Consider the following 23,253-nt stretch of genomic DNA (forward strand, 5'->3'; position numbering starts at 1 on the left):
TTTAGAAGACTTGCAATTTTGTACTTCCGTTTGGTCGATATAGATATACAATTATATAAGTTGTCGTCCCTACATCTTTATCTTTTCTCTTGAAACCTCCCCATAGTGCAGATTTTTTATTATTTATTTTTTCTAAACAAACTAATTTTCCTTCGGCGTAAAAGGTCATTTTGTAATTTTCTACAGGTTTCAAATCAAAAAATTCCAAATTAGAATCCGTTCTAAATTGATAATCATTGTCCCAACCATTTTTAATTTCTTCTTTATTATAATACAACTGTTGAGCAATTCTTTTTTCTTTACCATAATTAATGCTTGCAAGTTCGTCTTTTGTGCCAGTCATATAAATATCCCTTATCTGGTTATATTTCGAAACAGCCTCCTTCTCCAATTGTTTCAATTTTTCAGAATTATCTGTATATAATTTTTGCGCATCATTCAATGTTGATATTTCAAAAGGCACTGCTAAATCAACAAAAATTGTTTCTTCATAATATGTTCTTTCAGGATATAAAAATCCACCACCACCTTTTCCATCAAAATCTTTAAATGGAGTATTAAATTCTAAGATTGTTTCGTCTTCTTGGTTAATTTCTTTTTCAATACTAAATTTTACACCAGCATTTACTCCTAAATTTTTGTCTACTTCTTTTGTATCCGCATTATACTTTGGATACATTTTTATTGTTATTTTCTGCTTACCTGATTTTTCAATATTCCAATTCATGGGTAGAGAAGTTGCCCCAACACCGCCACTTTGTCCAAAAAATTTATATAAAGGTATGTCGTTTACCAATACGTAAAAAGAACACTCACTTGAAGTAAGGATAAGTTTATACATCGGTTCTTCGTTGTATTTTTTTATTTCTTTATAGAGGGAGTAAATGTCTCTGCTTGTTTTCATTGTTTCTTTTTTTTCTTGTGAACATGCTGTTAAATAAATCATTAATAGTATTAAAAAAAATCTCATAACTTAAATATTTTATGTTAAATATAATTGAATTTTTTCTCCTTGTGAGTTTTCAAAACTTCCTTCGTATTCATGCATAAGAACAAGTTCAAAACTACCTTCAATGCTATCAGAAAAATATTCGCCTCCGTCAGAATTTTCAACTTTATATCCCGCTTCTGCAACGCCCGAAACAATTAGACCATGAAAAGTGAAAAGTGGATCTATAAAAAATCCTTTATTATCCGCCTTTATTGCACCTGAAAGTGTTAAACCTGTTTTCACTTCAAAGCCGGCATTGGCGTATGCGGTTACACTGCCAAAAATATAAGAATTTGCTTTCTTGGAAAATTCTATTTTGCCGGTTATTTCGAGTTTTAAAACCCCGCTTACAGTTAGTGGACTGTCATCTTCGGAATCTTGTGATAATGAATTTCTATTAAAATTTGTTGTAGTGCTTGCACTATTATACATAAATTTTCCTTCTATTTCAAGTTCTCCACTTACTTCCATTTCGAGAGTAATTTTAGGACCAACTTCAGCTGCATCAGCAAAATCAATAAGAGTAATAATCCCTCTTGCGATAGGGTGTGCTTTTTGTGCTAAGGCTAAAAAGTCCATTGTAATCGCTGCTCCAATAAAAGGTTTAGCCATAATTTGAATCTCGCCAACGATACCAACTTGATTTATATTTACATCTTTGGGGCTTTCTGCGTACCAAGAACCTAAAAAAGCTAAAGACGGTGGAATAATTTCAACAGACAATAAAGGTCTTCCCTTTAAAGCATCCCCCATATTTTTTAATTTTTCATTGGCATCAACTTCATCTATTTCTTTAAATTTTTTATCTAATTTTTTTTGAGATTTCTTTTTGCCATCTAAAATCAGTTCAATTGTATTTTTTACATCAATTAATTGTTTAACCAGATTTATATACCTCTTATAACTTGCAGAAATTTCAATAGCTTCACCTGGACGATCGTACTCAACATTTAATGATAACACCAAATCGGATAACCCAGAACTTATATTGTCTTTGAAATTAAATAAGTCTGGTCTATCACTTTTATACGTTTTTTTTGCATTACTGCTTTTCTTATTGTATTTTTTTTGCTTTGATTGTTGTTTTGCTTTCTTTTGTTCTAATTTAGAGATTAGCTTTTGTGCATTTTTTTTCTTTTCTTTCTTTGCAGTTTTCGAAGTCTCTCTTGCATTTTCAATATCTACATCAATTCTGGAAATTTTATCCTCTAGCTTTTCTGGTTTATACTTACCTTCTAAATTTTCAATCTTTACCAAGTATTTATCATATTCATCTTTTCGCATTTCCTGAAATTCTTCAGGATCACAGTCATAAGCAAACTGTACGATCCATTTTATATCAGGGTATACAGCAATATTTAGTGTTTTTTCTGGATAAGCACATGTATGTAGTAATATTGGATAGTTTTGTATCACAGTTTCTTTTATAGGCCAAATATAATTTATCAAAGATTTTTTATACTCAAAGCCTACATCTACCACAATTTCAGTATCTGAATTTGGATATTTACCAATTTTTCTTTCATCCTTATATATTGTGGATTTGCTCGTTGCACTTATTCCTACTGGTGATTTTATTTCTGGTTTTATAGTAGTATGTGAAGCGTTTATTTCATTATCATCATTTGTATCTCCGTGTCCCTCTTCTTCTTTGGTAAATTTGATTCTATCATAAATTAAACTAAAGTTTGGTTTATTTATCATTAAATGTTCATCCACTCTATGGCTTTCTTCAATCACAATCGCTTCCTGTATTAATGACAAATCAAAAACTTTGTGTGTATGATCTAAATTTTTATCATCTTCATAAATACATTCTGTAGTAACTGCGTCCGTTTTTATTTTTACATTTCGCCGTGCCTGTTTATTACCCGCAATAACAGGCATTGTAAGAATAGATCTTTCAGAAATTAATTCTGAGTTAAACAACACTATTTCGATGGGTTCATTCTGATCTCTATTATCTAATTTTGCGTATGAACCAGTAATAATATCATACCTACAATGCTGAAATTCCTGAAAATTAGTTTCCACTTTGTCTACATATACCGGCATATTACCCGTTTCTGGTATTCGCATATCAGGGTTTTTATGACCCAATACTTTTAAGGGTGCCGCTAAAGTCTTTATTGTTTCGCCAAAATGTATGGTAGGATTTATTGTTATTTCGGGTACACCAAAACACCATGCAGGATCTATATACAAATCAAGAACTGCTTTCTGTACATTAGGAAGTGACTTAATACTACCGTCCGCAAAATCATCACCAGAAATAAGCAAACTTCCCGTTATGGCACCCGCAGGAGGCTGAATGCTATTAGGATCAGAATAATCATATACCTCTACTTCCGCTAAGAATAACTCTTTCGAATCCATTACTTCGTACTTGGTTTCCGATTCTTTTGGTTTTGTGTTGGGGTTTTTACTTGCGTATAGGTACAGATTATTGCTGTAACTACTAGCTTTCAAGGTTTTTCCGTTTGCCTTCAGCTCTACACCTATATTTTGACCATACATACTTTTGGTATAAATGTGTAATTGCACTTTATCGGTAGGAGCAATTGGCTGATTTAGTTTAACTGGTTTTTTATCTTTGTCATAACCGTACCATTCAGCAGTAACAATTTCACTTGATTTACCAATTGTGTGAACAAAAAGCCCATTTTTGGTGCTACAAGTTGGCTTAGATCCTTCAAAAAAAGGTTCTACCCAAGCAAAACCACCACCTTGCAAATGTTGGTATAACACTAAAGTGATTTCCTTAAGTCCTTTATCGTAAGCAAAATTTCGAGTTGCGGATAATCCACTTCTTGAGTAAGCCAAATTCCAAGCCCAAACTACAGAATCGAAAGAAGTTTCAAATTTTGCTAAATCATCTTTCAGAGTTGTTATCTGTGCATCTTTTTGGGTCTGTAATTTTCCTGCTTTTGCTATAGCTTTTTTAATATTTTCATCCATACTCACTTCTGCATGAGTAACTTCTTTGCCATTGTGATTTTCTAATTTTATCCAATCACCGCCGTCTTTATATCTCCGTGTGGATTGATCAAAAAGACTATTTTTCTCTATCAATAAATCCGAAGCAATGGTCTTTTTTTCGGTTTTTAATATCTCTATTTTTTCTGTTAATTCCTTCTTTCCGTCAATGTACTCTTTTATACCTACCGTAAAACCTTCACCTTCTTGTGTGGTCAACGCTCTATACTGCTCACTATATTCAGCATTTTTTGGTTCTAAAATAATTGCAGTCAGTGTTAAGTTTTCCATTTTCTTTATATTAAGAATCTATTATATCTGATTTCCTGATGTATTTATTAAGATCCACGAAAGGAAATAATTCCATCAAAACCTCTTTATGCGCATTTTCCACATTCTGTGAAGAAACTTCCGCAGTCTGGCCATGATTAATAATCGTAATACAGTCTGGCCCGCCAATTGGGCAAGTGGCTTTGCTGTCTTCCAATAGCGCTTTTCCATTGTTGTCTTGCAAAGTTATTTTTTCATAAAAGCCACTCCACGCTGTTACTACAATTTGGCAAGGTTTAAAGCCACCTCCAGGAATTGGTTGCATTTTGCAGGGTCCAAATGTATTTTTTTCAAAAGTGGAAGCGCCAATATCCATGTTGGTAGCCATCAGTTTATTACTTCCTTCTTTATCGTTGATAAAGTGTTTTGTTTGGGTCAGTACCTTTAATGTATCGGGTGTTGTTCCAAAGTTACACTTGCAAAGTGCACCTTGACAAACTAAATGTTTTTCACTCATATTTCCAGATTTTACTGAATTCTAAATTTACTAAGAATTTTGCATTTCATACAGTTGAAAGACAATTTTGTGCGGAACTCCATCTTCTACCGCAGAAGCAAAACCTGTAATTGAGAAAATTTCTTTGCTTTTTTTATGAAATTTATAAAGCAATTCTATTTCTCCCTTTTCTATATTTTCATTAAATATATTTCCCTCCTCTTTTCCAGAAATACGTAAGGCAATTTTATCCCCTCTTGTAAACTCTCTTTCTAAAGTGCAATCTGCTCCATAACTAATTTCATTGCTAATACTTGAAAAATAGATTTGCAAGCGTTTTTGTTTGAAAAAATCGGGATAGCTTGTGTAAAGTGGTTGAAAAAAAAGTTTGTAAAATAAATTCCTTTCTAGTAATTCTTTTTTTTCATTCACATCTTCGAAAGACTGATCCAACTTACTAATTATATTTTCCGCCGTTTCAGATTTATAATAGTCTTCAAGTTTTGGTTTGCAATCTTTTTCCCATCGTTTCTTGATTTCTTCGCTATTTATAATCTGGAATAATCTACCTTTTTCATCGGTTATAATTTGCAGTGGATAAAGCACTTGTTCGGCTTTTTCAAATAATTGTTCAATAGTCTGATTAATCTCTTCATTATTAATATAAGTTTTTTCTTTAAATATTTCCAGAAAATGTGCGGTGCGTTTTACTTTTATTTTATAATGAATTTTAAGATCTTTCGGCAAAAAATTTATCATAACACCATAAGTTTTATCGCTCAATTCTTCAGGTAGAGTAAGTTTCGTGCTTTTCAAAAGTTTTATATCCCTTTCTAAAAAATTCTTTGTCGGTAAATAAATATATTCCACATATTTTGGTAGTGATAATGGAAGCAATTCATGAATAGCGCAGTATTGATTGTGAAAAGCAACTAATTCTGCAGTCGTCAGGTTAAACTCTTTTGCCGTCTGATTCAGATTAAAAACTCCCTCAGTTTTAACTTTACTATACTTTTCCTCTTTTTTGCTCATTTCAGTTGACGTTTATTGATGCACTGATCCTTCGGTATTAACTTGTAAATCCTGTTACTAGCACCTGATCAGTGTATTGGATGAAATTGAATCATTGGACTGAACTCGTGAAAAGTCATATACATCATAAATCTAATGGCTAAAATTACAGCTAAAGCCGATATCACAACGATTGCCAAAGAGAGCATTACTTTATTTTTATTTGTACGAGTTACTAAATAAAGCGACACGAATAATAGTGCAGGAATTAAGGCGCCAAGTAGACCTAGCTCTAGAAAAATTTTGATAATTGATTGAGCTTGAATCTCTGCCAAATCAGAATGAAGGTGGCTTGCAATATAGAAATAGGTAATTCCCAATGATGAGATTATAAATATCAAAACGCTCGAGATTATTATTTGGGGGCTAGTTTTCATATTTATTTCTTTTTGTAACCAAGGTTTTTTCCGGATCCAAAGGCTTCTTTTAAACCAGTTTCAACTTTTGGCCAAAATTGGGTGTGGCTCAAACTGTGAGATGAGGTCGCTAAGTAAGGAATTGTCCCTGGTCGCTGCATTAATTTTATGCTTTTATCTTTTTCTGCAACCAAATCTGCATGAAATTGATTTACAAGTCTTTGGTAGACAATTATGTTTCTCCCCAATCTTTTAACTTGCGTATCTAAATTACCAGTTACCACATATTCAGCTGCATTTAGACCATTAATGATAGTAACCAAACTAGCAGGAGTAACAAACTGACTAAATAAACGCATTAAGACTTCCTCCAGATTATTATTTTGAGAGGCGATCGCAGCTCCTTTTATAAATCCCTTGCAGATCGCTAGTTTTCCACGGGAGTGATAAGGATCTTTTTCGGTGATTTTCACTGGAATTATGCTCAGACCTTTTGTTTGTTTATCTGGTGACCAAGATGTTTTATCAATACTGTCAGTGATTCCATTTTTTTCTGCAAAAATTTTTGCAAGAAGTGTTAATAAGTAACTGTCTTTAACACCAGACTCAATATGGAATAAGGTATTAAGGACCGTTATACCTTGAGTTAGATTTAAATTTTTCGTCCACGTTATTTTATCGTATTTCTTATTGGCACCAGAGGTAGCATAATTTCCGTGCACGTTTGCCGTCCACGTTTGAAAACTTTTTAGCAGCGCGATGAAGGTGTTTTTTTCTTTCTGCAAACCAGCATTATTCGGCTTAATTGTTTGGATATAACTGATGACTTCAACAGTAATTTGATTCAGTCCCAAGAAAGTTTTAGACATTTCTCTCCAGGCCAAGATGGCTTTTTTCTCCGAATACCACCCTTTGAGATAACTTGTGATGAGATCTGCCTCAACGCTTTTCATTGTGGCAATCCCTTTATCAAACTTTTTCATTTCAAAAGATTTCAATAAACCTTCTAAATTGACTAAACTGAAATCGGCAATAAGCTGTTGCGTTAAATCATATTCATTGTAAACATTGATTATTTTACATTTCGAATGTAGTTTACTGTGATTTAATTGATGCTTTTTTTGAAAAAAAGGAGTAGATAAATAGGTGATGCTTTTCACCTTCCAGGTTTTAGGATACTTTGCATCTTTTGCAATTAATTCTGTAAACTGATTAATTACATTTCCACCGTGGGAATGTCCAATTAGATGGAGATTGACTTCTTGATTTTTCCAGAATTTATAGACCCGTAAAAACAGATCTAATAAACGAGCTGCTGCAATATTGCGCTCTTCCGTATTATTATCTCCAGACCAGCTGAAAAAACTTCCTTCAATATGCAGGTCTAAATATTGTGGTTTTAAATCTTTGACTTTCGCCCAAAAATTAACTTTGCTATCTTGATCCTTTTTGTTTTTATTACGCCAGTAATTGGTATTGGCTTGGTGTTTCTCGCCCGTAGTGTTAACCGGATCTGTTGTTCCTGCTACAAACATGATGATGTCAATAATTCTTTCTGTTTTGGCTGGAGTTTTAGGTTTGGTGTAGAGCAGTCCAGAATCATCACCTTTTTCAGTAATCATTTTTCCCGCAGAACTTATGATGCTTTCTTTGGCAAACATGCTATGGCCTCCTGCGGAAATTTTGGTGTAAGTGCCTTTTACAATTCTTGTTCTACTCATCTTTAGTGTGCTTTTGATTTCTCACCACTATTATTCTGAACTTCCTTTTGAGCATGTTTATGAATAAATTCTTTGGATTGAATATTCATCGTTTTTTCACTGACTTCATTTCTTTCCATTTTCGTTTCACTATGCACATCACCTTCAATAACTTCCATCAATTTGCCCGTAATAAACATACTTGCATCTCCCAAGACAGAAGTCATTTTCATCGCACCAATACTTTGGGTAGTGTTCATGCCTACTGTTTGAGTATTATTCATACCAATCATTTCACTCGCATTCATTCCCACATTTGTAGTCATATTTTCCCCTACATTAATATTCATATTCTTACAATTCAGCGTCATCGTTTCCGGTGCTGTAATATTAATATTACTTCCTGTCGTATCTAAATGAATTTCGTTTCCAGATTTGTCGGTGATAATGATGCTTTCATCTTCTGTGAAAACGATTCGGTGTCCACTTCTGGTTTGGATAGATTTCACGCGGTTATCCGCTCCACCTCCCAATCCAACCTGGCCATGAAACATTCCACCCATCACAAAAGGTCTATCAGGATGATTGTGAACAAAACCAACCATCACTTGATCACCCACTTCCGGAATCGCAACGTAACCACGATTCTGAGAAACCTGATCCGTGCCTCCCGCATCCGGACTCATCATTCTGATAAAATCAGTCGTGTCGTGCAATTGCCAGTCGAATTTTACCGTTACTCTTCCTTGTCCTGAGGGATCGGTGTTGGAAATAACGGTTGCTAACTGTGGTTGTGCAATCGGGATCGTAAACTCCGGTTTTGGTAAAAATCCAGTGTCACTTGCGATAGCCTTGAACGTTCCTTTGTAATGTCCCAAAGTATCGACATCGTGCGTTGTTTCAATGATCATTAATCTTGTAAAGTAAGAAGTCTGATTGCTGTCTTCTTTGCGCATTTCCAGATCTGCTACACAACCTGGATATAAAAACGGGATTGTGGTTGTCCCGCTTACGTTTAAAACTTCCACGGCTTTACTTCCTGCCGCACTAGTTTGAGAATTCACTACATCTTTATCAGTAGTAGCCCGGATTGGTGCTATCTGTAAAGCTGGTGTTTTAAAGATTGCGCTTTCCGAATCATTCTTTTTGTAGGCAATATTAGCCAGATCACTTTTATGTTTTGCTGGAGTTGCACCCGAAGTTAGTTTAGCATTCTGACTGCTGTTGTACCCGTAAAACTGGGGTTTGGTGTGAACTGCTTTTATTTCTATTTTAATGTCATTGACGTTGCTGCCATAAATTAGGGATAAAGGTTGATTTTGAGCAGGTAATTTACCAAAGTGCAAGACTTCGCCGTCATAATAAAACTGCTCGCCGTAGGCTTCAGCCATTCTTGCCAGATAGTTGTAATGGGTTTCATTGTATTGAGAACTATAGATAATTTCTGAATAGTCATTCGCATCAACTCTTACGTCGTAACTGCCGGTATTAATTCCTTCTTTGATCAATTGATTCGCAATGATACTCATGTTCACGGGTTGCGCTCCACCAAAACTTTGGGTATGTGGCGCTGCATCCAATAAAATGGTTGGACTGTAACCCGAAAGCACAATATTTCCAAGTCCACTTTGATCCTGTAAATAACCAACCTCAGTGATTACGCCTACAAATGTTCGCTCTGGACTGTCTGGAATATCTTTATATTTTTGAACAATGGTAATTCTTTTTCCTAAAAACTCGTTGGAGGATTCTAAATTTTGATTCTCGCGGTTTCCCAGAGAATCATAAGCCAAGACGATTTCAAAGCGGTGGTGTTTTCCACTATGTTGACTTAAATTGAAATGCTTGTAATGGGAAATGACTTTTCCTTCGATGACCACCAAAAGTTTCACGAGTCTGTTGATCCCAAAAACCTGACTGGCAGAAATCGATTTCGCACTATTATCAGGCTTGAAAGTAGGTGCTGAAGTTCCGTTTGTTTTTGCCATAATTATTGGGTGTTAGGTGATGGGTGTTTGATGATTGATAGTTGATGGTTGATAGTTGATAGTTGATTACAAATATTGCTTAAATTTTTATTCAATTAATACGTTCCCCATCTTTCTCGTAAAAATTGATGTACTAAAATTAAACCTTTAATCTTAAAAACAGACACTTAAATTGTACTTAATTGAAAGATTTATCAAACATAAAAACTATTCTTTATTAAAATGTTAATCCTTTAATAAAAAAAGGTTGCTTTAAAATAAATAAGTTTTTAAGTCCTGAAAAATGATAGAAATGAAAACGGATTTAAAAAAAATTCCCGATAAAATCTGCATACAGCACCTCTATCAGGAATTTTAATAAAGTTTTAAAATGTATTGTAATATTTACACTTTATCTCTATTTACCAGGCCAAACTCCTTCATAAGCTGATGTACCGTAGTCGATTTTCTCTGCACTTACGACGAAAGAAATCAACATATTGTCTGAATCGATCGCGTCGAAATCAACTTCGTGCTGGATTACGTAACCGTTGTTCCATTTTAGATTGATCAAAGTTCCTTCTTCGTGGGATTTATTGAAAGTAATTTCACCCGTTGTTGGTTTGTATTTACCGTTTAATAAACTTTCCAATACGTGTGCATCTTCGGTCGCCTCGATCGTAATTTTAATTAAAGCATTTGAAGGATCAGAAGCTACCCGTCCGGAAACGTCAGTCGATCTTGATACACTATAGTTCAGTTTTAACACTTTTTGTTCTGCTCCTCCATTGAATTTCAGAACGCCTCTTGAATTGTTTGCTGCCATGATTTCTAAATTTTAAATTGTTATTTGATTGTTAAATTTTTTTTGTTTCATCTAAAGTCTTACGCTTTTGATATCTCAAAGATAAAACCACTTTATTAAAATCTTTGTAGTAATTCTACTACAATTTTGATTTTAATTTCAGGATAAGCCAAAATACCGACAAGATTTTGAATGTCTCAAAATAATAAATTTTATAAAACATTATATTTCAAAGGATTAAAATTTCGAGAAGTTGATTTTCAATTAAAATAATTTTTGTAGATTTAATTTTTGAGAGAAATAAACTATTTTTAGTGAAATGCCGAATATTCAGTAAGTAATTATGAATTTAAATCAACAAATATATTCTAAAGAAGCCATAAAGGCGAGAATGTTGCAAAACGCAACAAAATTATGGGGACTAAAAAATATTCAGTCTCTTGATCCTTTTGTAAAGTTGCTGATTGACGCTTTTAGTACAGAAATTTTTAAAGCGAATAATGAAATTGAAAGCATCAACGGTAGAATTTTAGAAAAATTATCACGGTTATTAACGCCTACTAAATATGCGCACCCCAATCCTGCGCACGCGATTGCTTTCTCTTATCCAGACGAGGATAAGGAAATGATTATGGAACATTCGGAATACTTCCTCAAGAAGCAACTCAATTCCCTTCAGAAAAACCAATCTGACAAACAAGTCGAGATTTCTTTTACACCTATTGACACTGTGGAATTAATTAAAGCTCAGACCGCTTTAATTATTGTAGGAAATACAGCTTATAGTATTGATGAAGAATTAAATAAAATTCCGATTGTTAGGATAGAGGCTAAGGTTGAAGATTACCGAACGATCAAATTAGGAATCGATATCAGTAACTACCACTCAGAAGTTTTCCCGTCTAAAATTGCCTTATTCTGCTCAAATCCGACGTATGAAAATGTTGATTTTGTTTATCGTCTTTTGCCTCACGTGAAAGTTTTCCACAATGATATTCCTCTAGAGGTTTCTTCAGGATTAAGTTATCATGAAGACGTTACGACCGAGGGTTTTGAAAAAATCTTTGAGTTCCAGTCCATTAAACAGAAAATTAAAGAAGATATTAAAAACACCTACCGAGAAAAATTTATCGAAGTTACGGGTCTTTATCCTTCGATGTTCAAAAAAATAGAACCTGGATTGCCACACGATATTGACGATGGAAGCTCAGCTTGGGCGCCTTATCGAGATAAAAAAATTCTTTGGCTAAATCTTGAATTCCCTCCCCAATTTACTGCCGAAATTCTGGAAAATTTTCTTTTTGTATTAAACGCTTTTCCGATCTACAATCGCGGCTGGAAAAAGACCGAATATGCTTTGGATATTATGGGAAATAATATTCCGCTGGAAACAACCGATGACGAATTCTTTCTTTACGTGGATGAAGTTATTGATGGGAAAGGAAAAAAATACCGGGAAATCCCTTTCACCCCCACAGGAAATTTTGACTGTGATCTATATACTTTACGAAAAGGAGGTATGGAAAGATTTACCAAACGCAATGCAACCGATTTAATGGCGCACGTGATGGAATTACTTCGCGATGAAGTTGCAGCATTTTCAATTATCAATCGGGACAAAGTAAAAGATGTTCTGGGAGAAATTTCTGAAAAGATGAAAGGTTTGATGAAGAAAGTAGAAATCGCCAATCAGGAATTAAAGGAAGATGTCAACTATGTCATCATAGAACCAGTCGAAAGCGCAGCGCACACTTACGCTTCTTTCTGGATTTCTCATTGTAATTTGGCTAATAGTATTCGGCCAGGAACGGTATTTAATTCTCAAAAAAGAGCGCAGTCTATAACACTTCTTACCCAAACTTCAGGCGGTGCAGAAGAGCAGAAACAGTCTGATACTATTTTAGCGTATAAATATGCACTCACCACGAAAGACAAAATAATTTCGGTAGAAGACGTAAAAAATTATTGCAAAATGATCCTGAAAGATTCTCTAAAAAAAATAGAGGTCTCCAGAGGAACTATGATCAGTGATCGCCCGCACGAAGGATTTATAAGAACAGTAGATATCGATATTGTGGTACAGGATTATTCGTATTACGGAAGTAAATACTGGAATAACATGGCGACCACCATGAAAAATAATATTAAAAATAAAGCGATAGATGGAATAGAATACAGATTGAAGATCAACGAAGACGCAGCCATTCTACAAGTTTAAAGGGTCCATTTATGAAAAAAGATATTACCTATTTAGCGCGACTCGATTATAACACTTTAGGAACAGACTTTAAGGTAGAAGCTGTCGCAGCCAACCTTTTGAAATACTATAATGAAACTGCCAATATTTTCATCAAACGAATTGGGGTCAATGACAGACCTTATTTAAAAGATTTAAAGAAAGTATACTTCAGTAATTATGGTTTAGATGAAGAAACAATCATCATGGAAACCTATCGGGAAAGTCTCTACGATTACCTTCCAGAAGGACTTTTTCATCCACCAACTCTTGGCAACTTCAACAGAGGAGTAGAAAGTGTCGTAAGAGAAATACGTCGGCAAAAAGAAGTAGAAGAAAATGCACGGAATTTTTTTCAGCCTTTTGAATTAGAAATTTTTCATACCGAAATTCTAGCGCTCTTAAAAGAATCAGAATACTCTATTGCTGACAAGTCGGATGTCTTAACGAAAACTCTAGCAGAGCTTTGGCCTTTAATCAAGGAATTAGATCGCGACACCGCCAATCTTTTTTTCTATATGATCCCGTTCTTACATGAATTCAGAGGAAATATTGAATCGATTGAAAATTTTCTTTCTGCCTTTTTAAAATTAAAAGTAAATATTTCATTTGTTCCAAATACAGTAGAATCCTTTGATGATAAAGACGATATGATGGTTTTAGGAAAAGCAAAACTGGGTATTTCATTAATCCCAAACGGTAAACATATGGATGGAGAACGAAACTGGAAAGTTAATATTGGACCTATCAAATATGACCATATCTTTAAATTTATACCGGGACATCCTTTTCGTGAATTGCTATTGAAAGTGTACGATTATCTTTTTCCCCTTTCTGTTAAAATCTTTGAAAATTTTATAACGGAAAAAGAAGCGAACTCTTTTTATTTAAATGATAACGAAAACACGAGTAGGCTTAGTTATTCGACCTTCATATAATTTACTCATATTTAAAAATTAAAACAAGAATACAATGGAGGTGAGCTCTATTAAAGGAATATTTTTAAGGTACTTGTTGATACCGATTTTTGCAGTCATTATGGTTTTCATAATGGGGCTTATTCGCAAGGGAAAACCAGATATCAAGATCAGGACAATTATCATTTATGTTCTACTAACCTCGCTTTCTTTTGCGCTGCTGGGTTTTTTAGGCTTTTCTGGTAATCTTTTTAATCCTTACTGGTATCTTTTAAGCATGTTAATCAGTTTAGCTTTGGGGATTTTACATGTTAATCTTCTGCACTTCTATTTCAGAAAACATTTTGAAAAAATGTGGAAGGCGATCGTATTTGAATTGGTTTTAACAATTACCTGTTTAATCGTCGGAGGTTATTTTTTCTCTCTGATTTTTAATTTTATTGGTAAAGGTTTAGGCAATGAATATATGGCCGCTACAAGTTTGGTAGTTTTCATCATTCCTTTAGTTTTTTACTACAGTTATCTGCAATTTATAAGTATCCCTTTTGATATTTATAAAACCTGGCAGTTTGATCCAGAGCAGAAAGCCTATAATTTTAAAGGAGTTGATTTTGACCAATTATTGGTTTTAAATGTGGAGCTGAGTAAAAATGTTGATGATGAACAGCGATTTAATATTAAGGCAAAAACGCTTCCGACAGAAATTACTTTTGGCGAATGGTTTTTCCGAGTAGTTGATGATTATAATTTTAAAAACGCCAATTCCAAAATTCAACTTTTTGATGAAACAGGAAAAGCTTTTTACTGGATATTTTATGTGAAGAAATCATTTTTCAGTATGAGAAAATATATTGATTTTGAGAAGGATATCATATCCAATAATCTGACAGAAAACGAGTACGTAATATGCAAGCGGGTGATTAACAACAAAGAAGAAGGCCGCGCATTTGAAAAATAAAATAGTATGATAGAGCCAATAAAACATTACGCAGTCAATTGGGTTGATGGAATGAAGATTTCCAGAGAACATTTGATACAACAGGAAAATTTTATAATTGATTCCATTCGGGACGCTAATTCTGTAAAAATAAATGCGTTTAATTACGGTCTGCTTCCCATTTCAGACAGTTATGGAGATAAAAGAATTTTTGAAATTCAGTCTACGGCGACGAATGATGCCCAGCTCATTATTAAAAAATTGTCCGCAGTCACTTTAGCAGGTCATCGAATCGAAGTGAATGATTTTAAGGTGAACATTCGCAGCCTGGCCAAGGATCTCAATACAGAAGAAAATGACAGTAGTGGAGATTATTATATTCTGGCATCTGTAAATCCGTTTGATAAAATTTCTTTTGGCGAAATTAATTCCGAAGAAATACCCCCGAGACATCCATTTACCCGAGCAAATTCTAAAATAGAACTGGTTGACACCGCACTTTTATTGAGTGGTTATTCCGGCGGAAACTTTATTATTTTAGGTAAAGTCGCTATCAAATCTGGCATCGCGCAGATCGATGAGCATTTTATTCCGCCGTGCACCTCAGTTGAAGCTCATCCAAAATTAGTAGAATATTACAATCAATATTCTCACTCCATGAGTAATTTAAGAGTTTACGCATTTAAAATACTTCAGAAAGTTGCGCATAAAAATCAGAATAATGAGTTGGCCGATAACGTGAAAACAGTCTGTAAAACGATTGTCAACCACGTCAGTGAAAACTATTTTGAATTTAAAAATATGGTGTACAATCAGCCACCAATTTACATGATGAATGTTTTTTCAAAATTAGCCCTGCATCTATATAATGATATGCAGATGATGATTCCGGCAGAATTGGAAGAGATGCTCAACTATAGTTTAGAATGGAGTGAAGTTGCGCCGCATACCCTTTTGAACCAACTTTCAATTGTTGCAGAAATAGATTACGTTCACCACGATACTGGTGAAATATTCCGCAATGCGCAGGTCATGTTAAAGAGTCTGGAGCAGGTTTTAGGAAAACTAAGTGAACTGGATTACATCGGTCAGAGAAAAGAAAATGTAATTGTAAATGAGCAGCAGGTGAAATCTACCAATGATCCTAAGAAAGGCTGGAGCGTACTCGATTAAAAGAGTGTTGCTACAGAGTTTGAAAGTATAAGTGTCTTCGAAAAAATTTAAGGAATAATTAAATGAGTTTTTATGAACAGTAAGTCTACTAATTTAGTTCGTTTTTCTATTGCAGAAAGTGATTATTACTTTAAACAGTTTTTAATTAAAATGCTTTTAGAAAATCCCTTCTACTCCATTGTTAATGATTGCAACAATGGAAATGAACTGATCAACAGACTGTACCGTAAACAGGAAGATATTTTCATTCTCAACCTCTTCATGCCTATTCTTAGCGGTATCGAAGCTATAAAATTCATCAGAGAAACCAATAACACGGCACCAATACTTACTTATTCTGCTACTTATCAAGAAGACATGGCCAATTTATTGGGAGAAATCCCCAATGTTTTCTATTGTCAGAAAAGCAGTATCATCATCAAAGACTTGCTTAGAAACTGCGTTTTTTCGGAGAATGACAATTATGAACATTATAAAAAAGAGTGGGCGTCGCAATCGCAGTCTGTGCAGAATTACATGGACAGACAAAAGCGCGAACAACAAGAAATTTCTGTAACGGAGATCCAGATTATTAAACTTTCCTATGAAGGCTACAGCAATAAAGAAATCGGGGAAAGAATCAACCTCAGCGCCAGAACTATTGACACTTATATAACGCGACTCACAGAAAAACTGGGCTTAAAAAGCAAATTGGATTTGGTGAGATTTTGCGTGGAAAAAGGTTACTATAACTCAAGTATTTAAAAGGTTATGAAATCATACGGACAAAAAAGACTCAATAAAGATGATGTGCAAAAGGGGACAAGAAATTTCATCATTTCTTTCATCCTTTTATGTGCAATGGCTTTCAGTGTCGTTTTTTTATTTTTTAAAAGTGCTGAAATGCAAAACAGGCAAATTCGGTCTGATTTGGATGCTTATCAAGACATGCTTGGTAGAAATGAATTATTGAATATCAAGCTAGATACGATCTACGATAAAATGTCGCTGATGAGTAATGATAAAGTGTCTAATGATTTGTTTCTTAGAAATTCTGTCATTCAAGATATTCAAGTTGCGAACCAGCTTATTGCAAAAGACAGCGTCGCAGATTTAAAACAGATCTCACTTCTCTTAAAACAAATGCAGCCCATGCTCACTTATAAAAATGAGTTGCTCAAGAAAAAAATGGAAAAAAGCAGTATTTCCAGATTGCTAAATGAATGTATGGGAAATGTGGGAAGAGTAAGTGAAGGAATAAAAAAGAAAAATAAGCCTAAAGGAAAACTTTATTAAAAATTGGACATGCAGGTAAATATTACATTATCAAACAAAGAAAAAAGACATTATTTCCTTTACTTACTGGGAATGATGCTTATTACGATATTAATAGTATCGGTGATCACGCTTAGAAAATTCCATTCGCCATTTTCTGATGCTGATCTTCACACTGTCTTAATATTGCAGGAGAAATCTAGATTTGACGAAGCTCAAAAATCAATTCAGAAAACTATTGACAGTACCTTTGCAAAACTGGATAAACTGGATCCTGAAAAATCTGATCCAATGATGGAGAATGCCATAGATATCGGAATAAGTGAAATCGGCAATGCTTTTAAAATCACGGTGGTAACCGATCCCAGACAAAAGGGATATGCACGAATCGCCAATTTTTATAAAATGTATCAGCTTGATAAACAAGACATGCAAAACACCAAAGAAAATGTCGCACTTTTCAAACAACAATATGATAATTGCCTCATCAACGTGAAAGAAAAAGCGCAACAGATGAACCAGAGAGATAACGCACTCCTCATGCATAACGGTAGATAAAACATACAAAAATGAATTACGTACAAAAGAACAGAAGAAACATTTTGCTGATTTCAGGTGGAGTGATTATTCTCGTAGCCTTGCTCATCTGGGCGCTACAAAACAAAGGCTATACCTCTGAAGATATGGTGGGAACAGTTACTCCAAATTCGGTAAATGTGGAGGAACCCGTCAATTTCGAAGACAAAACACCCTTCGGAAAAACCCGAAAATGGGTTTTTGGTGATGGCGCGGAAAGCACTGACCAAAAGGGATTGCATATTTATAAAAAACCTGGCTATTATCAAGTATCACTAATCATCGATAATGAGTTCACCAAAACTTTCAACGTTCTGGTTTCATCAGCAGCGTTAGCAATTTTAAATGATACTGAAGTTCGGGCTTCTACGGTAATCGATGCACCGTCTCAAGCGATGCAGTTGGAAAATGTACTTTTTCGAGCGGTCTCAAATGATGCAAAAATCTATTCCTGGAAGTTTGGCGAGTCCGGCAATATTGACGCCAAGGACAAAATGGTCTCGTACTCCTTTAAAAATCCTGGGAGCTATCTCGTCACTTTATTCACGGATGCTGACACTGATCCCATTATTCATCAGATCAGAATATTACCTTCTTATCCCGTGGAAAGTCAGCAAGAGATTCAGCCAATTGCACCAACTCAAGGTGAAGTCATTAATAAAATAAATGACGATTTCAGATATCACCTTCAACAAATAGCCAATGGAAGCAATTTTAATTTCCATTACTATTATTTATTGAGAACTTACTTGTGTAATAAAGATAATGTCTCAGTTTCTGCAAACGATAAAAACATCTCCTTCTACTATTATTGCACAGGTCTTCAGTTTGATAAAAACAATTTAATACAAGAAGTAACCACTACGGTTGATCCTGGTCAGAACTGCGTAACGAAAGTAGAAGTAAAACAAAGCAAAGAATAATAAAGACAACCATTATGAATCATAAACTATTACAAGCTTCAGCGCTACTTGCCGTAACCTTTATTATTGCCGGTTGCAACGTAAGAATTCCGTCGAACACCACGCCGAAACCTTCGCAATACGGAACGATAGATCAAATGAAAATTACAAATGGATTTCCCTTAGAAAAAGAACCTTGGGTTGTAATTTCTGATAGAAACAGCAATGTCGTTTTTATGAAGAAAGGCGATAAAAAATCACCGAAAGAGATTAAATTCCTAGAGCCACTTCTGGTAGTACAGCACAAAAACACCAAAGGCTTAGTTAAAGTAGCAGAATATAATCCTGATGCACTTTTGCAAAAAGTATCTTCAAAATCTGTGAAAACTTACGGTTGGATTCCAGAAGACCAGCTTTTACTCTGGACCAATTCAGTAAAAAATAATGCTAATGGTTTTACGGTAAAAGCCACGCTCACTCCCAATAAATCTGACGTTTTAAAGTACGGAGAAAAATATTTGAAAAATGATTCTGTGCTTGTCTTCACTTCTCCCGATTTAACAAATCCGGCCAAAATGAAACTGCCGATTGGCGATTTGGTTTATATCTACAAGAAAGCTGAAGATGGCAAACGCTATTTGATCGGAAAATCTCCTTCTGTTAAAATCGATAGCATTGCCGGAAATCTCTATGGCTGGGTCAACTCGAATATCGTAACGCTTTGGGGCGATACGTCTGCACTTCGCGTGTCCCCTGATTACAGATTTACAGACGAAACTGATTTATCGATTGCTAAAGAAAGTTTTGGTAATGATGCAAAAACAATTTTCCCAGTATCAGATGCAATTAGCCGAGATCCGATAGAAAATATAATCAGTACATCGCCCCTGAACCCAGCGATGGAAGGAAAGGGAAAATTCTTTACTAACGGATTAGACTACAGCAAAAATTTCATTAATAACATATTGGGTCAGCCTCTCTACCATTCTCAGTACAAAGAAATCATTTCTAAAAATAAAAATCTAAACATCATTTTAACGGTAGATGCAAGTAATGAAAATGATCAAAATATAGCGGTGGCAAAATCTACCTTGCAGGATTTATCTTTAAAGCTGAAAGACATTAAGTATTTCAGACAAGTTAATTTCGGCGTGGTATTATTTAAAAACAATTCTTGTACTGATAATGTTGTTGCCTCAGAATTAACATCAGATCCAGAAAAAGTTTCACAATATATTGACAAACAGTTGGTCTTAATGAATTGCAGTGGTTACGGCGCACAGCCTATGCAGCAAGGAATGGAAATGGCAGGTCAAGTTTTGGAAGCACATAAAAATGAGACAAACGTGGTAGTTCTCATCGGATCAAACTCTAACCAAAGCAATATGGTGGGAGCAATCTCCTCCCTATCAGCAGCGCGGGCAAGGATCATTTCTTACCAAACTTATTCTGGGATGTCTGAATCAGCAAACAACTTTGTTCTTCTCTCAGAAAACATCATTACCAACTCTGGGAAAAATATTGCAGAACTTGAAAAAGAAAGAATTGCAGATCAGGCGATGGTTTTAAATAAGAATGACTATAGTCTTTTGCAACAGGAAGCCGGACTTTACTCGCTTGATTATCCTAAGAAAAGTATGTGGCAAGGATTTGTGATTTACCCGAAAAAAGGAGATTTCAATTCCAGCGCTTTACTCTCAAAGAGTTTAGACAGTCTTTTGTCTCAGGCAACTACACAGAATAAAATTTTAGAACAATCTTTGACAAAATATTTTCAATCGTCTCTGGCAAATACGAAGACTGAGATCAAACCAGATTTCCGCTCAGAGTATTCTGATGTTCCTGTTCCTTTACCTACAGAAACTTCGGCGCAATTTGTGAAGCACAATTATCCATTTTTAACGAAAGGAGTTTATACAGAAGAATTTAAAAATGCCTTTCCGGTTGTTCAAAAAGGGATCTTAATTTCTGAGCTGGAATATAACCGCCTGAGAAACTTATATGAAGAAATTTATAAAGAAACGCTCTCTTTCAGTACCAACTTTTCACAAGGAAAGGCGGTAAATGCCTATATGAAAGTATTAAAAAGGTATAATCTATCAACAGAAAAATTAAGATCCAGCGATTTGAAAAATAAATCAATGGCTTATTCTGTAGGTTTGAGTACAGGTTTCGACACTTCGGGAGATGAGATTCTTTCAAAATATATGCTTGCCGGCTGGAAGCAATCTAAGATAATGCCTGAAGCTGCCGTGAAAGCGTATTTCAAACAATATCGTTTATTGGCAAACCGTTTACTCGAAAATAAAAGCAATCCAAAAATAACAATTGATCAAAATGGTGAGACCTATTATTGGTTAAGCAATTACTTTGCGCCACTCATTACACCACAAGAAAGTTTATAAAAGTAAGACTGGGATAGAAAATCTCAGTCTTTTTTTTATTTGTTTTTTAAATTGTGGAAGATAGGGGATCAATAATTTTTGAGCTTATGAAAAATTGATCATGACGGTCTTAACAGTTTCATAGATTTAAAACAATTTCTGCGAAACTTTTTATAGTATGCTTTTGTTTCAGGCAAATTGCTTTTTTTCTCTTTATCTTGACCTTTACAATTGGAAAGAAATAAATCGATGTAAATAGAATTAAAAATAAATCTTTCATAATTATACTTTATAAATATTCTTTGATTGCATTGTACACAATCTGACCTTCGCCTTTTTCCTTTGCAGCTAAAAGTTCATGACAATCAATATTACTCTTGTCAAGGCTATAATAATTTAATAAACCTTTTACTAAACAAGCAACATACTTCGCCTACAAATCTGTCACTGCTTCCCATCCTACAACTGGGTTTCGATCTTTCAACCCCAATGTTGGTTTACCATTTTTATCAATTGCCGATCCTACAACTTCGATTCCAATAGATTTTGAAAACTACCACTTTTATGTGTATCCGACCTTTAATTATATTCTATACTGCACTTCAAGTTAGAGGTAGGTATTCAAATATTTAAAATTAAAAAGCATCCTCTCGAATGCTTTTTATATTGAATATTTTTGATTATTCTGCTGGACCAATACCGCCAAATCTTGTATGCTCGTAAATTTCTTTAAAATCAGAAATGTTGTAGTAATTGGCTTTCTTAAATTCTACAGCAAAGTGAGGGTCATTAAGAAGTGGAAAAAAACGATAATAGAATTTTTGATTAGCTTTAGTGGCATGATAAGCAATTAAACCCATTATTTTTGTTCGTTCAGAAAAACTTACAGATTCATCTAATTCTATTTCTTTATAAAGATCAACCAACACATCTTGCACTTTTCCTGAAAAAAGTTGGAAATCCTTATCATCCCATTTTTTCACTATATCAAATACTTCTTTATTTACTTTTATTTTTCCAGCGCAGCTCTCATTCCAAAGAATTGACCTAATATTCATTTTATCTTTATAATTATTTTTTACAACAAAATCTAGAAGATCCAAGTCCGAAGTATATCCAAAGGTTTTTACCAGAGATTCTAAGAAAACTTTATCATTAGCTTTTAACCACACTAAATCTCCTTTGCTGTCATTGAAAAGGTATTTATTACGAGCAGCAATTGTTTGGATATTATAAAAACGTTGTTCTTCTAAATCTTCTACTTCCCGCCATTTCTGTATCTCCACTTTTAAATTATATCTTGTGTTATAAATTACACTATTAGCCGTCTTTTCCGCGTTATAAAGCTTATTATAACTTTTTTCATAATTTAAAACTTCCGGTAAATAGTAAAAATCTGTTATAAAGTTTTTCTTTTTAATGATATAAAAACCATTGTAGTAAATTCCATCAGATTTAAAATTAACAAAATTGTGATCACATTTGTCTTTTAAACTTATATATAAATATTCTTTGTCAGAATTACTTATAATCTGTCTGTCAAAAAATAATTTAATTTTGTCGCCGAATTTTACATTATCCGGAAATTGATATCCTTTTTGCTTTAAAAAAGCTTCTTCTACATTCACCATTGCACGCATTTCTTCACTGTCAAATGAAGGCTTGCCAACGTCGCTCCCATCTGGGGCAAATTGGTAAGCCCCTTCTTCTAATTGTTTTTTTAAAGCGATTTCAGTTTTTGAATCCATACTTTCATTTTGTGGTGTTATGAAAGTATTTTTGCTATTATTTTCACTTTGCCCATTACAACAAATCATTATTATATTACTGATAATTATTACTGATAATTTTCTTTTCATGTTGATAGTATCATCTTGTTGAGTTAAAATCATTTTCACTTTCGACATTGTATGTGGGAAGTTTTTTTTCTTCATCGTCAATTAAATAATCTTTAGGTTTCATAATTGCAAAAATATCTGAACTTTTTTTACTTATTGAAGAAATACTTATGACTTGTGTCCCGGCTGTCTTACCTTCCCAGCCAGTCTGATTTCCGCCAATATACACGTATTTGCTTTTATCTATATTTTCCCCAACGATAAATGCGACGTGTGACCAACTAAAAACAATCACCGCGCCAATGAATGGTGCAGTCTTAGAGCATGAAAAGACTAAAACAGATAGGAAAATCGGATATTTCATATTGATTTATTAGTTGAAATTTTCACTAATATCAGCATGC

The 23,253-nt window shown here is 34.2% G+C and carries 18 protein-coding genes; 9 read left to right on the forward strand and 9 right to left on the reverse strand.

The window, feature by feature from the left end; all coding sequences use genetic code 11:
• Position 1 precedes the first annotated feature (1 nt).
• The 7 genes from BMX49_RS12170 to tssD all read right to left on the reverse strand — a co-directional run bounded on the left by BMX49_RS12170 (position 2) and on the right by tssD (position 10,653).
• The gene (locus tag BMX49_RS12170; protein WP_034719719.1) at positions 2-946 is read right to left on the reverse strand and encodes a hypothetical protein; all 945 of its coding nucleotides are present in this window, start codon (positions 944-946) and stop codon (positions 2-4) included.
• Positions 947-982: 36 nt separating this feature from the next.
• Entirely contained in the window at positions 983-4,258 is a 3,276-nt protein-coding gene (locus tag BMX49_RS12175; RefSeq protein WP_034719717.1) for a hypothetical protein, read from the reverse strand.
• Positions 4,259-4,268: 10 nt separating this feature from the next.
• Positions 4,269-4,754, reverse strand: coding sequence for a DUF4280 domain-containing protein (locus tag BMX49_RS12180; RefSeq protein ID WP_034719716.1), 486 nt, complete (start codon positions 4,752-4,754; stop codon positions 4,269-4,271).
• Between the two features lie 30 nt (positions 4,755-4,784).
• The gene (locus tag BMX49_RS12185; RefSeq protein ID WP_034719715.1) at positions 4,785-5,765 is read right to left on the reverse strand and encodes a hypothetical protein; all 981 of its coding nucleotides are present in this window, start codon (positions 5,763-5,765) and stop codon (positions 4,785-4,787) included.
• A 418-nt stretch (positions 5,766-6,183) separates the two neighbouring features.
• Positions 6,184-7,881, reverse strand: coding sequence for a lipase family protein (locus tag BMX49_RS12195; RefSeq protein ID WP_034719711.1), 1,698 nt, complete (start codon positions 7,879-7,881; stop codon positions 6,184-6,186).
• Between the two features lie 2 nt (positions 7,882-7,883).
• Complete coding sequence (locus BMX49_RS12200; protein ID WP_034719708.1) at positions 7,884-9,848, reverse strand: type VI secretion system Vgr family protein; 1,965 nt, start codon at positions 9,846-9,848, stop codon at positions 7,884-7,886.
• Positions 9,849-10,245: 397 nt separating this feature from the next.
• Positions 10,246-10,653, reverse strand: a complete 408-nt coding sequence (gene tssD / locus BMX49_RS12205; protein WP_034716375.1) for a type VI secretion system tube protein TssD — start codon at positions 10,651-10,653, stop codon at positions 10,246-10,248.
• Positions 10,654-10,975: 322 nt separating this feature from the next.
• Here tssD and BMX49_RS12210 point away from each other — a divergent pair, with 322 nt between their 5' ends.
• The 9 genes from BMX49_RS12210 to tssR all read left to right on the forward strand — a co-directional run bounded on the left by BMX49_RS12210 (position 10,976) and on the right by tssR (position 21,032).
• Positions 10,976-12,850 (forward strand): type VI secretion system baseplate subunit TssF, encoded by a 1,875-nt coding sequence (locus tag BMX49_RS12210; RefSeq protein ID WP_034719706.1) that lies wholly within the window; start codon positions 10,976-10,978, stop codon positions 12,848-12,850.
• Positions 12,851-12,861: 11 nt separating this feature from the next.
• Positions 12,862-13,806 (forward strand): type VI secretion system baseplate subunit TssG, encoded by a 945-nt coding sequence (locus BMX49_RS12215; protein ID WP_034719704.1) that lies wholly within the window; start codon positions 12,862-12,864, stop codon positions 13,804-13,806.
• Between the two features lie 34 nt (positions 13,807-13,840).
• Positions 13,841-14,743, forward strand: a complete 903-nt coding sequence (locus BMX49_RS12220; RefSeq protein ID WP_034719702.1) for a TssN family type VI secretion system protein — start codon at positions 13,841-13,843, stop codon at positions 14,741-14,743.
• A gap of 6 nt (positions 14,744-14,749) precedes the next feature.
• A complete protein-coding gene (locus BMX49_RS12225; protein ID WP_034719700.1) occupies positions 14,750-15,895 on the forward strand; it encodes a hypothetical protein in 1,146 nt (381 codons plus the stop codon).
• Between the two features lie 72 nt (positions 15,896-15,967).
• Positions 15,968-16,639: a response regulator transcription factor gene (locus tag BMX49_RS12230; RefSeq protein ID WP_034719697.1), complete on the forward strand. Its 672-nt coding sequence runs from the start codon at positions 15,968-15,970 to the stop codon at positions 16,637-16,639.
• Between the two features lie 6 nt (positions 16,640-16,645).
• Positions 16,646-17,170 (forward strand): type VI secretion system TssO, encoded by a 525-nt coding sequence (gene tssO / locus BMX49_RS12235; RefSeq protein ID WP_051803745.1) that lies wholly within the window; start codon positions 16,646-16,648, stop codon positions 17,168-17,170.
• A 9-nt stretch (positions 17,171-17,179) separates the two neighbouring features.
• Positions 17,180-17,707: a type VI secretion system TssO gene (tssO, locus tag BMX49_RS12240; protein WP_034719694.1), complete on the forward strand. Its 528-nt coding sequence runs from the start codon at positions 17,180-17,182 to the stop codon at positions 17,705-17,707.
• 11 nt (positions 17,708-17,718) lie between these two features.
• A complete protein-coding gene (locus BMX49_RS12245) occupies positions 17,719-18,648 on the forward strand; it encodes a PKD domain-containing protein (protein WP_034719692.1) in 930 nt (309 codons plus the stop codon).
• 14 nt (positions 18,649-18,662) lie between these two features.
• A complete protein-coding gene (tssR, locus tag BMX49_RS12250; RefSeq protein ID WP_034719690.1) occupies positions 18,663-21,032 on the forward strand; it encodes a type VI secretion system protein TssR domain-containing protein in 2,370 nt (789 codons plus the stop codon).
• Between the two features lie 659 nt (positions 21,033-21,691).
• Here tssR and BMX49_RS12255 read toward each other — a convergent pair.
• Positions 21,692-22,918, reverse strand: coding sequence for a hypothetical protein (locus tag BMX49_RS12255; protein WP_034719688.1), 1,227 nt, complete (start codon positions 22,916-22,918; stop codon positions 21,692-21,694).
• Positions 22,881-23,213: a hypothetical protein gene (locus tag BMX49_RS12260; protein WP_034719686.1), complete on the reverse strand. Its 333-nt coding sequence runs from the start codon at positions 23,211-23,213 to the stop codon at positions 22,881-22,883. The genes BMX49_RS12255 and BMX49_RS12260 overlap by 38 nt, the downstream gene beginning before the upstream one ends.
• Between the last annotated feature and the right edge of the window lie 40 nt (positions 23,214-23,253).

It is taken from the genome of Kaistella antarctica (assembly GCF_900109615.1).
Classification (GTDB): Bacteria; Bacteroidota; Bacteroidia; order Flavobacteriales; family Weeksellaceae; genus Kaistella; species Kaistella antarctica.

Bases quoted from the DNA above. Each gene is read 5' to 3' on its own strand.
- BMX49_RS12170 (WP_034719719.1), bottom strand. From the start codon at position 946: ATGATTTATTTAACAGCATGTTCACAAGAAAAAAAAGAAACAATGAAA.
- BMX49_RS12175 (WP_034719717.1), bottom strand. From the start codon at position 4,258: ATGGAAAACTTAACACTGACTGCAATTATTTTAGAACCAAAAAATGCT.
- BMX49_RS12180 (WP_034719716.1), bottom strand. From the start codon at position 4,754: ATGAGTGAAAAACATTTAGTTTGTCAAGGTGCACTTTGCAAGTGTAAC.
- BMX49_RS12185 (WP_034719715.1), bottom strand. From the start codon at position 5,765: ATGAGCAAAAAAGAGGAAAAGTATAGTAAAGTTAAAACTGAGGGAGTT.
- BMX49_RS12195 (WP_034719711.1), bottom strand. From the start codon at position 7,881: ATGAGTAGAACAAGAATTGTAAAAGGCACTTACACCAAAATTTCCGCA.
- BMX49_RS12200 (WP_034719708.1), bottom strand. From the start codon at position 9,848: ATGGCAAAAACAAACGGAACTTCAGCACCTACTTTCAAGCCTGATAAT.
- tssD (WP_034716375.1), bottom strand. From the start codon at position 10,653: ATGGCAGCAAACAATTCAAGAGGCGTTCTGAAATTCAATGGAGGAGCA.
- BMX49_RS12210 (WP_034719706.1), top strand. From the start codon at position 10,976: ATGAATTTAAATCAACAAATATATTCTAAAGAAGCCATAAAGGCGAGA.
- BMX49_RS12215 (WP_034719704.1), top strand. From the start codon at position 12,862: ATGAAAAAAGATATTACCTATTTAGCGCGACTCGATTATAACACTTTA.
- BMX49_RS12220 (WP_034719702.1), top strand. From the start codon at position 13,841: ATGGAGGTGAGCTCTATTAAAGGAATATTTTTAAGGTACTTGTTGATA.
- BMX49_RS12225 (WP_034719700.1), top strand. From the start codon at position 14,750: ATGATAGAGCCAATAAAACATTACGCAGTCAATTGGGTTGATGGAATG.
- BMX49_RS12230 (WP_034719697.1), top strand. From the start codon at position 15,968: ATGAACAGTAAGTCTACTAATTTAGTTCGTTTTTCTATTGCAGAAAGT.
- tssO (WP_051803745.1), top strand. From the start codon at position 16,646: ATGAAATCATACGGACAAAAAAGACTCAATAAAGATGATGTGCAAAAG.
- tssO (WP_034719694.1), top strand. From the start codon at position 17,180: ATGCAGGTAAATATTACATTATCAAACAAAGAAAAAAGACATTATTTC.
- BMX49_RS12245 (WP_034719692.1), top strand. From the start codon at position 17,719: ATGAATTACGTACAAAAGAACAGAAGAAACATTTTGCTGATTTCAGGT.
- tssR (WP_034719690.1), top strand. From the start codon at position 18,663: ATGAATCATAAACTATTACAAGCTTCAGCGCTACTTGCCGTAACCTTT.
- BMX49_RS12255 (WP_034719688.1), bottom strand. From the start codon at position 22,918: ATGTCGAAAGTGAAAATGATTTTAACTCAACAAGATGATACTATCAAC.
- BMX49_RS12260 (WP_034719686.1), bottom strand. From the start codon at position 23,213: ATGAAATATCCGATTTTCCTATCTGTTTTAGTCTTTTCATGCTCTAAG.